Annotated in this window: 10 protein-coding genes; 1 reads left to right on the top strand and 9 read right to left on the bottom strand. The window is 39.8% G+C overall.

Features of this window, described 5'->3' with window-relative positions:
* The 6 genes from ACEW8U_RS21440 to ACEW8U_RS21415 all read right to left on the bottom strand — a co-directional run.
* The coding region (locus tag ACEW8U_RS21440; RefSeq protein ID WP_373524097.1) for a trans-aconitate 2-methyltransferase at window positions 1-564 on the bottom strand (564 nt) is incomplete at its 3' end.
* Window positions 561-1,487, bottom strand: coding sequence for a glycosyltransferase family 2 protein (locus ACEW8U_RS21435; RefSeq protein ID WP_373524096.1), 927 nt, complete (start codon window positions 1,485-1,487; stop codon window positions 561-563). The genes ACEW8U_RS21435 and ACEW8U_RS21440, both read right to left, overlap by 4 nt.
* Window positions 1,488-1,584: 97 nt before the next feature.
* The gene (locus ACEW8U_RS21430) at window positions 1,585-2,883 is read right to left on the bottom strand and encodes an oligosaccharide flippase family protein (protein WP_373524095.1); all 1,299 of its coding nucleotides are present in this window, start codon (window positions 2,881-2,883) and stop codon (window positions 1,585-1,587) included.
* Between the two features lie 19 nt (window positions 2,884-2,902).
* A complete protein-coding gene (locus tag ACEW8U_RS21425) occupies window positions 2,903-3,973 on the bottom strand; it encodes an exopolysaccharide biosynthesis protein (RefSeq protein ID WP_373524094.1) in 1,071 nt (356 codons plus the stop codon).
* A 2-nt stretch (window positions 3,974-3,975) separates the two neighbouring features.
* Window positions 3,976-6,612, bottom strand: coding sequence for an SLBB domain-containing protein (locus ACEW8U_RS21420; protein WP_373524093.1), 2,637 nt, complete (start codon window positions 6,610-6,612; stop codon window positions 3,976-3,978).
* A gap of 144 nt (window positions 6,613-6,756) precedes the next feature.
* A complete protein-coding gene (locus ACEW8U_RS21415; RefSeq protein ID WP_373524092.1) occupies window positions 6,757-7,761 on the bottom strand; it encodes a radical SAM/SPASM domain-containing protein in 1,005 nt (334 codons plus the stop codon).
* Between the two features lie 212 nt (window positions 7,762-7,973).
* Between ACEW8U_RS21415 and gldB the strand changes: the two genes are divergently transcribed.
* The gene (gldB, locus tag ACEW8U_RS21410; protein ID WP_373524091.1) at window positions 7,974-8,978 is read left to right on the top strand and encodes a gliding motility lipoprotein GldB; all 1,005 of its coding nucleotides are present in this window, start codon (window positions 7,974-7,976) and stop codon (window positions 8,976-8,978) included.
* Here the strand turns inward: gldB and ACEW8U_RS21405 are convergent.
* From ACEW8U_RS21405 to nth, 3 genes are all read right to left on the bottom strand, one after another.
* Window positions 8,947-10,170, bottom strand: coding sequence for a glycosyltransferase family 4 protein (locus ACEW8U_RS21405; protein WP_373524090.1), 1,224 nt, complete (start codon window positions 10,168-10,170; stop codon window positions 8,947-8,949). The genes gldB and ACEW8U_RS21405 overlap by 32 nt on opposite strands.
* A gap of 251 nt (window positions 10,171-10,421) precedes the next feature.
* Window positions 10,422-12,203, bottom strand: a complete 1,782-nt coding sequence (gene asnB, locus ACEW8U_RS21400) for an asparagine synthase (glutamine-hydrolyzing) (RefSeq protein ID WP_373524089.1) — start codon at window positions 12,201-12,203, stop codon at window positions 10,422-10,424.
* Window position 12,204: 1 nt separating this feature from the next.
* On the bottom strand, window positions 12,205-12,891 hold the full coding sequence (gene nth / locus ACEW8U_RS21395) for an endonuclease III (RefSeq protein ID WP_373524088.1): 687 nt from the start codon (window positions 12,889-12,891) through the stop codon (window positions 12,205-12,207).
* Between the last annotated feature and the right edge of the window lie 23 nt (window positions 12,892-12,914).

The raw sequence follows: 12,914 nt of genomic DNA, 5'->3' as shown, positions 1-12,914 counted from the left end.
GACCAAGATAAACTTACCTCCCGGCAATAGGCTATCATAGACTGATTGAAGGTGGTCATTTAAATCCAATGGCGCCAAATGTTCTATCACATTATCCGAGAAAGCCACTTCAAACTTTTCGTCCGTTTGGAAATTGATAATTCCGGCAGCGATAAAATTGATCTCGGGATGTTTTTTTAGGTTTTCAGGTATAAAAACATCCACGCCTGTTAGTTTTTTGTAAGGAAGCTTTTTTTCAATATTCATTAAAAAATGACCCTCACCACATCCAAAATCAATAACTGATTTGCCTTTGAGTTCCTTTTCAAAAAGCGTGACCTGTGGGTCTTTACTACCAATCTTGATTTCCAGTGAATCGTCTTCCTGGGTGGTTCTGCCATAAAACTGTAACAAATTGCTGTAGAACTCATCATAAAGCTTTTCCCGCTTTTGGGCGTCTTTTTCTTTGATCAACAAATCGTGATATCGGTTTTCAAGATGAAATGCTTCTTCCAGCATTTCGGGAGAAAGCCCTATTTCTTGAGAATAAGCTTCGATATCAGGGAATAATTTGGAAGGACTCATATTTTATTTTTTACAAAGAGGCCATCATAATGACCTTTTAGGATAGCCTTTACTTTATTGAATCTTCCTCTCATGGTGAGGTATAGGACAAAGGCAGCATTCTTGATCGTTTGGTACAGCAAACTTAATACAAAGGAGATCGGATTTGCATGGTTTCGGATCAAAAAGAGGTGATTCCTTGTCCGATAATAGTGAATGATCGGGGGGATAGTGCCTTCTTTGGTTTTGATGGTTTTGATGGATGAAGCGCCTGCTACATGGTATATCTTTGATTGGGGAAGATATCTCAAGCTATACCCATATTTTCTCATTCTCAAAGACCAATCCACATCTTCATAGTAGGCAAAAAACCGCTCATCCAGCAATCCGATTTCCTTGATCACTTTTGTTCGGATCAGTATCGCGCATCCTGTAATCCATTTGGTGTCTTTTTCAGTTTGGTACTGCCCTAAATCCTCTTTGCCGATTCCAATGGACCAACTCATTTCCAACCACCTGAAATATCCCCCTCCCGCGTTCCAAATTTTATTCCTTTCCTTTTCAAACATGATTTTTGGCTGAACGGCAGCATAGGAGGGATTCCTATTTAGGTAATCGATCAATGGTTCCAGAAAATCAGGTTCCACCAAGGTATCATTGTTGAGTAGCAGAATATTATCGAATGACTTGCCCAAGGCCCATTTCATCCCTAGGTTGTTGCCACCGGTAAATCCGAGGTTGGTTTTGCTTTCAATGAATGCTGTATCCGGGAAATCTGATTTGAGCTTTGGGACAGAACCGTCCACTGACCCATTGTCAACCAAAATCACCTTGAAATTCTTATAGCTGACCTTGCTGAGTGAAATCAGGCAGGCTTGAGTTAAGGCATACCCATTCCAATTGACAATAATAATGGCTACTGAAGGGTGGGATTTTGGATCCATTCAAAAATCTGATCAGTACTGATAAAACTCAGGATAAGGTTGAAATTTATTTTCTTGTTGAGAAGGAAGCTTCAAAATTAGCCTTTTTAGTGAATTTTTATACTATGCTTTTCCAAAAAGCAGTAACATCAGTTCTGTTTCTAGAAAAGTTTAAAAATGTGCAGATAATAAGAATGGTCAGTTCTGTGGAAAGCAAACCAATGCACAAACCTATTCCTCCATAATAATAAGTCAACAATGAACAAGCAGGAAGCATGTATAGTGTTGACATCCAAGAAGACCTGAACATGAGGGCCTTTTGATCTTTGACCAAAAAAACCATGACGTTGGGAATGTTAAGACCTGCAAAAAACGGAACAAATGCCAGTATCCGCATAAACTGAATGGACTCTTCCAAATAGCTTTTTGCGAGTACCTGAATAATAAAAGGGGCAAATCCAAAAGTCAGTATTGACCCAAACAGACCTAGTAAAAGCGTGATCAAGTAAGATTTTTTAAGAAAGGAAAAGAATCGGGTTTTGTCAGTCTGGAAAAGACGGGCAGCATTGGGGTAAATGGCCTGAATAACCAAAGATGGAAAAAGTCGCAATACCATGGATATCCGTTCTGCCAAACTGAACATGCCGAGTGTTGCTGCAGTTGAAAAAAAGCTCAGGATGATAAGCCCTCCATTGATAGAGATATGGCCTGCCATATTGGAAAGGAAAAACAAACCATTTTCTTTAATGGAGTCAAAAACCTGTAAGAACTTGGGTTTATAAAATTTGATATCCATCTGAAAATGAATATACAAAAGCAACAAAAGGTTGATACTTAGCCCTGTAATTCCCAAGAGGAAATTCACCCAAATGGATTGTTGAGGGGAGTGAATAAACAAAATGATTCCCAACAGATACAACAATTTGCTAAAGACATTGGCAATGGAAATCACTTTCATTTTTTCCATTCCCTGAAAAAACCAAAGTGGGAGTGTGGCTTCTGAAAAAAGTAACAGCGTCGAGAATAAAAGTATCCATCGATACTCCTGAAACATCCCGATGGCAAAAATTGCAATAAAGATACACAAGCTTGCCAAAAAGGCCATCAACATTTTGCTAAAGATGATATTGGAAACCAAATGCGAAAGTGCCTGCTTGTCTTGATGGTTCAGTGCGACCTCACGGGGACCACTGAGGTTGTAGCCAAAGCCTACAAGGATATTGAAAAGCACTATAATTGACAGTGCCAAATTGACCAAACCGAATTGATCTACCCCAATGGATTGGATCAATAAGGGGATGGTAATCAGTGAGATGATCACATTTGAGGCTTGAATGGTTGCCAAAAATGTAAAATTCTGAATGGGTTTATTTCTGATCAGATTGGAAAATGAATATGAATTTAGTTTTTCAATCATATCAATAAATCAATCTTGATCAGTATCCGGTGAAATGCAGGCTATAGAGTTTTCTAAAGTACAGATAAGCCAAAGCCAGAAAAAAGAAAATCGCACCTCCAAAAACAATTCCTTTCAGGAGTTTGATTTTGGTCATTCTCAATGGTAACCTTGGTCCGTCGATGATCTGAATCAGCGGGGAATTGTTTCTGTGGTTGACTTTTGCAATCTCCAGGTTTTTGGTGATTTCTGCATAGACTGCTGAAGCCGCCTGAATATCAATTTGTTTTTTCCTTCCTTCTACTGTGGCTGTTTGAAGCAGGGGATTGGGAAAAGGTATCCTATCGGCCATCCCAGCAAATTCCACCAAGTTCTCATCCAAAACCGTCCTGACACTATCAGATTGGATTTGTAATATGCCTACATTTTCAGCAGTTTTTTTGGTCTTGGTTTCGAAGTAAAATGAATTGACATTGTCAACCAAAGTTTCATTAAAGACCTTTGCAAAGGGTTCATCCTTTGAACTGAGGTTGACCTGAATGATGCTCAACTTTCTGTTGGGTTTTTCTACCGCAAGATGTTTTTCTCTGATGATTTTCGAAATTTCTTTGACCACTGAATCCTGGCTAACCGTAAATCTTTCTCTTGTAAGGGAGAAGTCCATTTTGTCTAGATCTACTTTTCGCTTCCATTTATCGGAAAGCTCGTTGAATTCAATGAACCTGTCAATCAGCAATAATTCTGAATCGAAAGGACTTAGCAATGTTTTGCCCAACATATTGTCAGACTTATACAATTCCATGATGTTGTCACCTTGAAAAATCCCACTGGAAGATCCGCCAAGAGAACCGATATTGATTCCCAAAAGGGAAGCTAGCCCTGACATTTGATTCAAGCCGCCCATATCAGACTCTTCGAGTACAAAAGTCGTTTCTGCATGGTAAACAGGTTTTTTAATAATTGATGCCAAAGCGCCAATTCCTGCTCCGAGAATTCCTGCAAGAAATAAAAACTTCCATTTGCTGAGAAAAAACCCAATCCAAATACGGAATCTCTCCACGATCTCTTTGAAGGTGATTTTATCGTCTAAAATATGTTGCTGCCCCTTCATGCTTATTCAAAATTGAGTTGCGTAATGATCAGCGCCAAGGTGGCAATACCTGTGGTGATACCAATAATTTCCCCCGGTCTCACAGGTAGTCTTGGTCCTTTTGTTGGAACGATTACTTCAGCCCCCGGTGCCACAGAAGGATAGGACCTGATGCCTAAAAAGCCTTTGGTTCTTGCTACTTCTCCATTGGCATAGACTACATAGGTCCGTTTTCTGTTGGCCCGAATATCGTATCCACCAGCTCTATTGATATAGTATTTCATTCCCCTATCCTTCTCATACCTCACCGTTGCAGGATATACCACATCTCCCCGCATCCTGACGGTTTGCAATTGTCTTGGAATGGAAATGATATCCCCTTCTTCCAGAATCAAGTCTTTGTCAGATCCCGGATTTTTCAGTATGGATTCCAAATCAATGGCCACGGCCTCCCTTTGTTTGATTTTAATATCACCAAGACCTGATTTGGTTTCTGCGATTCCAGCCAAAGCTTCTCTTTTCGATTGGGTAGCAACAGCACCTTCAGTAACATCTGTCGGTGTATTTCCCAAATCTTTGAATAGCCGCTCCAAAAGCAATTCCTGTGCTTCGGTATTGTTTGGATCCGATTGTAATTTTACTTGAAGATCCTGAAGGTTTCGCTGTCTTCTCAATTGTTCTGATTCAGTTTCAAAAAACTCAGTTCTACGGATTAATGTGGCTCCTTTTGGATAGGCGTAAGGGGTTAATCCTCCGGCCCTTTGAATCAGGTCAGAGACCCGTTCTTCTGCTGTAGTCACCGAAAAAATACCCGGTGAATTTACCTGTCCTTCGACCTGAACCAATCTATCCAAGGTGAAATTGGGTTTTCTCCTAACAATCACATTATCATAGGGTGAAAGAGAAACGGTGTTTTCTTGAACAGTAAGGTCAACCCCAATGCTTACAGGAATCAGTTCAGAGAAGGTGCCTACATTTGTATCCTGTGATCTTCGGGCAATTTCGATGTCCTTAGCACTTGCAGATTCCCTTAATCCACCAGCCATCACGATAAGGTCTTCAACTGTCATTTGGTAGGAATATGGGTAAGTGCCTGGATTTCTTACTTCCCCTGTGATCTGAACATAAAATTCTTCCTTAAGGTCATAAATGCTAGATATCCGGACCACATCTTCCCTTTGTAAGAGAATATCCTGTCTATTGCCATTGAGTATTTCCCTAAGATTGATTGAAATGACTTCGGTACTCAGGTCATCATTTGTTCTGAGAATACTTGCCCGTTCAAGGTAAGCTTCACCCCTGATGCCATCTGCATTTTTGATCAATTGCCCAAGTGTAAGTCCTTCGGTCAGGGCAAAATTACCTTCTCGGAAAACTGCCCCTTTTATCTGTACGCGATTTGAATACCTGTTTAATACCCTACCTACTGTGTATTGGTCACCACCTTTGACCATAAAAATTGAGAATTGGTTATCAAAAATATCAGAAACAGCCTTTTCTTTCCCGGAAATTCTGGTCACTGAAATCCGGTCTTTGAATGCCTCGTCCGTAAACCCACCGCTGTATTTCAATAGCTCATTGAAAGTCTCACCTTCTTTGACCTCAAATATTTTTGGTCTTTTTACTTCTCCAATGACACTAACCCTGGCCAAAAAGGGATCCACCATTATTACATCCTGATCCTGAAGTCTGAAATTTAAATTGGCATTTCCATTGATCAAAAATTCATAGATATCAAGCGTGTTGACAGTTTTTCCATTTCGGATGACTTTGATGCTTCGCATACTTCCATTGTCATTGGGTCCACCTGCGGCATACAATGCATTGAAAACTGTACTTAAAGCGCTAAGTGTAAAAGTACCGGGAAGTCTTAATTCACCCACCAAGTGGACCTTGATTGTTCTGACATTTCCCAAAGTCAGTTGCATGGAAGTTTGGGGATTGGAACCTCTCAGTTCGGTAAAAAATGATGAAAGTCTGTTTCTGATAATACCTTCAGCCTCTTCGATGGTTTTACCAGAGATATTGATCGGGCCTACATTGTCCAGCAGTATAAAACCATCCGCAGTGACGATGGATTCATAATACTTTTCCGATTGGCCATAGACATCTACATAGACCAAATCTCCTGGGCCGAGCACATAATTCTTTGGTGTGGCAATATTCAAGTTGGGTTCAAAAGTCAACCTTCTTTTTTTATTGTAAAAAATGTCACCTCCAAAATAGGGTGAAGGTTCTTCCTCAAACACTATTAACTCATTTTGCTCTTGAAATAGACCCTGCGTGATCTCATTCAGGTCTGCCTGTTTTCTGGGTTCTCTTTTAGAGGCAGTAGCGCCCAATCTTCCCCCTACAGCAGAGATATCCATTTTTTCTACCCGGTCCTTCAATTTCTCAAGTTCAACTTCAGAAACTCCCCTCAACCTTGCCATCTGAATGAGTTCAAACTCGGATAGGCCTGCTTCATTGGCCCTGCGGATCAATTCCCTGATTTGGGCATCCGTAAGGTCATCAACTTTGATATTGCTGATATCTGAGATGGATTGAGCTTGAATGACTTGGGGGAAAATCCAAAATAGAGAAAAGGCTAAAACCAAAGTTCCTGTTACTTTTTTCAGGTATTGGATAGATGGGATATAATTGGAGAAAGATGATGTCATTATATTTATTTCCTGCCTATACTTTTAAATTATATGTATAAACCTATGGTGTCTGCTAACTAAAATATGAGAAAATCTGCGTAAAGATAATTATTCCATGCTGTAAAGAAATATTCGCAGAATTAAATTCAAAATTGGCTGAAATCACTCCGTACAGTTTTTGCAGATATCTATTTGGGAACGGTCATACAATAACTGTTGGCGGAAAGAATTATAAGAAGCATTGTTCCAAATATCCTTTAATGGATTTTCATGGATTTTGCCCATAACATGTTGTCCGTCTTTGTCAAAACAACAGGGTAGCATCCTACCATCCCAAGTCACAACAGCCCCTTGCCACATCCGCCAACATTTGTTCTCAATTTCTTTTTTGAGTTTCCAGGTACCGTTTTTACTTGGGACATACCTAGAATATTCGAGATTTTTTGGAATCAATTCTGAGCCATTTTCAAAGCCATAAATCTGGGTGGTTTTTAATTGTAGCTCATCTACCCCAATTTTTTTGGCCCAGTTCTTTAAATCCGGAATTTGATGTTCATTTTTGCCTGTCACCAAAAACTGAAGGATGATTCTGGGGAATTGTTTTCTCATTTCCTTTTTCCTTTTCAATATCAATGAAAGTCCTTTTTGGACCTTTTCAAGGTTTCCGCCTATTCTGTATTCTTCATAAACTTCTTGACTGATGCCATCCATCGAAACGATCATTTGTCTCAATCCAGAATCGATTATCTGATCTACATTTTTTTCACTGATGTAATGTGCATTTGTAGAGGTGGACGTAAAAACTCCCGAACCATCCGCATACCGGATCATACCAAGAAATTGAGGATGTAAAAATGGTTCGCCCTGAAAATAAAGGTGCATGTAGGTAAGCGTATCTTTTGATTGGTCAATGATCTTTTTAAAAAGCTCGTATTCCAACATCCCCGTTGGTCTTGTAAAACTCCTCAGACCACTGGGACATTCCGGACAGCGAAGGTTACAACTGGTGGTCGGTTCTATGGATAAAGTTGTTGGATAACCCCAAATGGTTGGTTTTTTGGAAAGCCTGCTAAGTTGAAAAGAACTGTATAAAAGGAAATAGTTTTTGAGTTTGAGCAAACTCATATATTTTAAAAATTCCCTAAAAGTGATCCATTGGTTTTTCACAGTTTGAAGTAATCAAAAAATCAGGGAATAAAAAAAGTTTTTTAGAACGCTGATAACGCTGATAGAGCGGATTTTCACTGGTTTTTTTTATCTGTGTGTATCTGCAAAATCAGCGTCATCTGCGTTCTCTTACGTGAGAATACCCAAAAATTTCAAACCATCTGTAGGTTTTGTTGTAGATTTGGAAGCGATCCAATTCAGAAATCTTTCTCATGAACCAATCTAAACTGATTTATTGCTGTTTGTTGCTCCCACTCTATTTCTCTTCTTGCAAGGAAAAAGAGGAGGGCTGTGAACTGGATGCTGAAATCCTGAAAACCAATCTGAATGTCGAGATCATCAGGTTGGAAAATGAATTTTTCAAGGCGGAATCTGAACAGGACTTTTTGTATTTGCTCGAAAAGTATCCAGAATTTTCTGAAAGGTATCTTTTGACAAATGAATACAATTCAAAAGGTGAGATGGCGAGTGAACTTCTTGCTTTACATCGTGACACCACGCTTATAGCGTTGTATGATGAGGTGATGGCCCATTATCCGGATGTGGAATCTCTGGAAGAGGAGCTCATCAACGCCTTTAAATATATTCAATATCATTTTCCTGAATTCAAAGTTCCTAAGGTCTATACTTTTGTCAGTGGATTTGCTTCGGATTTGTATTTGGATGAGGAAATGATTGTGATTGGATTGGATTATTATCTGCCCTTTGAACATAGATTCCAACCACCCGATCTTCCTCAATATATTTCCAATAGGTATCAAAGACCATATATTGTACCCATGATTGTCATGGCAATTTCATCCAAGTTCAATAAGACAGACCTTTCCCAAAGTACACTTTTGGCTGAAATGGTGTATTATGGAAAAGCTTATCATTTTACTAAAAGTATTCTTCCCTGTACTTCTGATGAATTTATCATAGGTTATACCCCTGAAGAGATAGTGGCCTGCTTTGATAATGAAGAATTTATTTGGTCCTACTTTGTGGAAAACGATCTGTTTTTTGAAACCAATCCATTTATCATCAGGAAATATACAGGGGAGGCCCCGGCTACTGATGAAATCAGTCCTGATGCCCCGGGTAGAATCGGGAGATGGCTAGGATGGAACATTGTAGATGATTTCAGGACCAACAACAACCTTGATTTAAGGGAATTAATGAATATTTCGGATACAGGTAGGATTTTCAGGCAGTCAGGATATAAACCTCGTCCTTGAACTCTCTGTTGTGATTTTCAGGGTCGATCAATGCAAGAAGTCTCAATACTGCAGTTTCTTTTGAGAAATAATTCTCTGCCAATTCTCTTGAATTGCTTTGGTGTTTTTTGAGCATAGTTGGGTTGTCTGCCAGTTTTTGAATTTTTTCCAAAATCTCTGTTGTTTTTTCCGGATTAAAGTAAAATCCCAAATCGTATTGCCGCACGAGGTCATGAACCCAACCTTTGTGATTGACCAAAATAGCCTTGCCTGCAGCCAAAGCATCAAAAAATTTGTTGGGACTGTTGGTCTTTAAAACCGGCAAATGGGCAAAAGAAACAAAGGCCATATCAGAAACTGATAACAAATCCTTTACTTTTTCTTTGTTGCCAAATGGGACATAGTGGAAATTACTTAATCGTAGCTTTTGGGATTCATTGAGCAATTCCTTTACATGGGTACCCCTGCCCATGACTACAAATTGAAGGTCAAGCTTTCTTTCTTCTGCCATCTTTGCCAAAATCAGGATTTCATTGACTGCATTGACTTTCCCTATTGCACCTGCATAGGCAATGGTGAACTTGTTGGATAAGTCGAGTTTTCTCAGGATTTTCTCATTCTTTTCAGAGGGGGTAAAAAACTCTGTGTCAGCGAAATTCGGTACCAAGTGAATATTGCAATCAGGACATCGTTGCCTGATGGCATTGGCAATACCTGGAGAAAGGGCCACAATTTTAAATGCATTCCTGTAAATCCTCTTTTCGAAGTGGAACAAAATACGCTTCAGCAGTGGGTTATTGATGACACCAACTTGAATCGGTGCATCCGGCCACAGGTCCCTAACTTCAAAAATATAGGGTACGGCAAACTTCTTTTTTGCCCAAAGTCCGATTATACCTGTAGTCAAAGGAGTGGAGGTAATGTAGAAATAATCAGGCCGTGGAAGTTTAATGATCAGTTTTTTTGCCAATTTGACAAAAGTCAAGAAAGCCCAAATCCTCCTTAAAAACCCAAAATGCTGCTGATACCCCACAGGAAGATAATGTACCTTAATGCCATCAATTAATTTGAAATCATATTCATCCTTCTCATGGGAAGTGATCATCTCCACTTCAATCCCGGCATTGACCAAACCTTTGGCCAGGTGATAGGATCGTGTCCCCCCTCCTTCAGCAGGTGTCATGAAATATTGGTGGGTGTAGATGAGTTTCATTGGTGGAGGTTTTTTATCCTAAATGATGCCAGTTACCTTATTTCCTTTGCTTATCATGACGGAAGTCGGAAGACCGAAGTTTGGTAATTTTAAATATCTAGCCTTGATAAAACCAATTAAAAGCTAGTGTAATGTTAACTCTAATATTTAAAGGTTATCACCATCGCGAAAAGAATCAAGTTATCCTTCTTTGCGTCTTTGCGTCTCTGCGGGAAAGATTGTCAATTCATCCTTAACATAGCACTAGATTTCTATTCATTGTTTTTTAGCCAACTTGCTAGAATGAAGAGGTTCCATAATTGGAGGAATTGTCTTTTATCTGATTTTTCAGGATTAGCAGCCAATTTACGCATTTCAGGGGGAAAATCCGGACCCCATGTTTTTTCCATTTCTTTGATGGGCTCAAAAACCCAATTTCGGAATTCCTTTTCTTCAAACCACTCCAACAAAGGTAATCCAAAACCCAGCTTTCTTCTGTTTGCAATTTTTCCCAAACCCCTATTTTGAAGTGCTGATTTAATTAATTTTTTCCCGATCAGGTTGTCCAGGTATGACTGAGCTTGTACCATAGACAATAAGTCCATATCCAAATAAGGAGACCGACCTTCTATGCCATTTGACATACATGCATTGTCATGGACTTTTAGAATATCATTGACCAGATAGAAAGTCCGGTCCCATTCCAGAGCATTCTTTATAAGACTTCCATGTTGAGGATACCATTTTTGAAATTCTTCAAGGAATTGATCTGGGATTGGCTGTAGGGCGGCCATTTGGATAAATGTCAGTTCGGGATTTAATTGGATACTCTGAAGGACTTTTTTCCAAGATGTCGGAAAAGGAAATTTGGTTCCGAAAGCCTTCAAAAACTTGAATAGCTTGGGATGCTTCAGGTATTGATTAAAAGCTCGGTGCCTGTTGTAGCCCCCGAAAAGTTCATCTGCCCCGGCACCTGAAACCAGCACTTTCACCTTTTCCTTAGCCGTTTTAGCCACTATCCAGGTGAGAAAGCCTGCACTGTCACCAATAGGTTGGTCCATGGATTTGATATATTCGGGCCAGTTGTCTCTTAGATCAGATTGACTGACGAGGATTTCATGATGAAAACTTGGGTATCTTTTGCCCAAGTATTTGGCAAAATAGGGGTCATTATATTTTGATTGGTATTTCTTTTCGAGGGCAACAGTAAAAGTATTAAGCGGCTGCCCCGTTTCCTCATACCAAAGGGAATAAAGCAGGCTGCTGTCCGCCCCGCCACTCAAGACCATTCCCACAGGTCTTTCTGCATTGAAGTTTTTGAGAACAGCATCCTTAAGTGTTTCCTCAAAAATCGATTGACTCAAGCGATTTCTTTTAAAATGGGGGATACTCAATTTTTGTTTGTTCAGGAGTTTTCCTGAAAAGTCCAGCACCATTACCTCTCCAGATAATACTTGGTGGATTTGTTGATAGAATGAACCGTCCGGAAAGCTATGTCGGTAATAGAAAAATGGGATAAATTGTATAGTGTCGATGGGAAGTTGACCATCGTAACCTGCAAGGATTCCTTTGGTTTCTGAGGAGAAATACCAGCTTTTTTCATTTTGTAAAAAATATAATGGCTTCTCTCCCGAAATGTCTCTTGCAATAATTATCTCTTTCTTGGCGAGGTCAGCAAAGGCAAGGGCAAACATCCCTTTCAAGGCATGGATTTTATCTGTTCCATAAAACTTGAGCCAATTCAACAATACCTCAGAATCTGAGCTTCCAATGAATTCACAACCTAGGTCCAATAGCTCATTTCTCAAGTCTTGATAATTGTACAGCGCACCATTCCAAATCAAAACGGCATCTTTGTCTTTGTTCCACAACGGCTGATTCGAAGTGTCGCTGAGATCCAATATTTTTAGTCGGTTCCCTGCAAAAAATACATTTTCGCTTACTTTGGAAAAACCGGAATGGTCCGGACCCCTGTGAATGGTGGCATTCATCATCGATTCGATGGCTTTTTGGCCATCTATTTCAGAATTGATAATGACGTTTATTCCACACATATTACTTTATCTTCTTGGGTGGAAGCGTCCCTTCGTTGAGAATAGCCTCCCTGTTTTTTTCAAAGTACCGACAAAAATGGGTCAAGGTACATTCACTGCATTTGGGTTTCCGTGCAATGCACACATACCTACCATGTAATATCAGCCAATGATGTGCAATATGGATATGTTGTTTGGGGATATGTTTCACCAATTGCTTTTCCACTTCCAAGGGTGTCTTGGCATTTTGGTTGACCAGACCCAATCTCTTGGAAACTCTGAATACATGTGTGTCAACAGCCATATTCGGTTGGTTCCACACCACGGAAGTGATCACATTAGCTGTCTTTCGGCCTACTCCCGGGAGTTTTACCAGTTCTTCCACGGTGGATGGAACTTCACTGTTGAACTGTTCGACCAACATTTTCCCTAAACCGATCAGGTGTTTGGTTTTATTGTTGGGGTAGGAGATGCTTTTGATATAGGGGAAAAGATCATCAAAATATGTGGCAGCTAAATGGGCGGGTGTGGGGAATTTTTCAAAAATGGCCGGAGTGGTCATATTCACTCTTTTGTCAGTACACTGTGCACTCAAAACCACTGCGACTAATAGCTGAAAGGGGGACTCATATTGGAGTTCTGTTTCCGCAATAGGCATGTTGTTGGAAAAGTGATTAATAAAGGAGGAGTATCTTTCTTTTTTAAGCATTGTTTTTTTTCAAAAGGACGGAA

The organism is Aquiflexum sp., assembly GCF_041751335.1.
In the GTDB taxonomy this organism is placed as follows: domain Bacteria; phylum Bacteroidota; class Bacteroidia; order Cytophagales; family Cyclobacteriaceae; genus Aquiflexum.
Note: the sequence above shows the minus strand (reverse complement) of the source record. Positions and strands in the feature narration are given on the sequence as shown.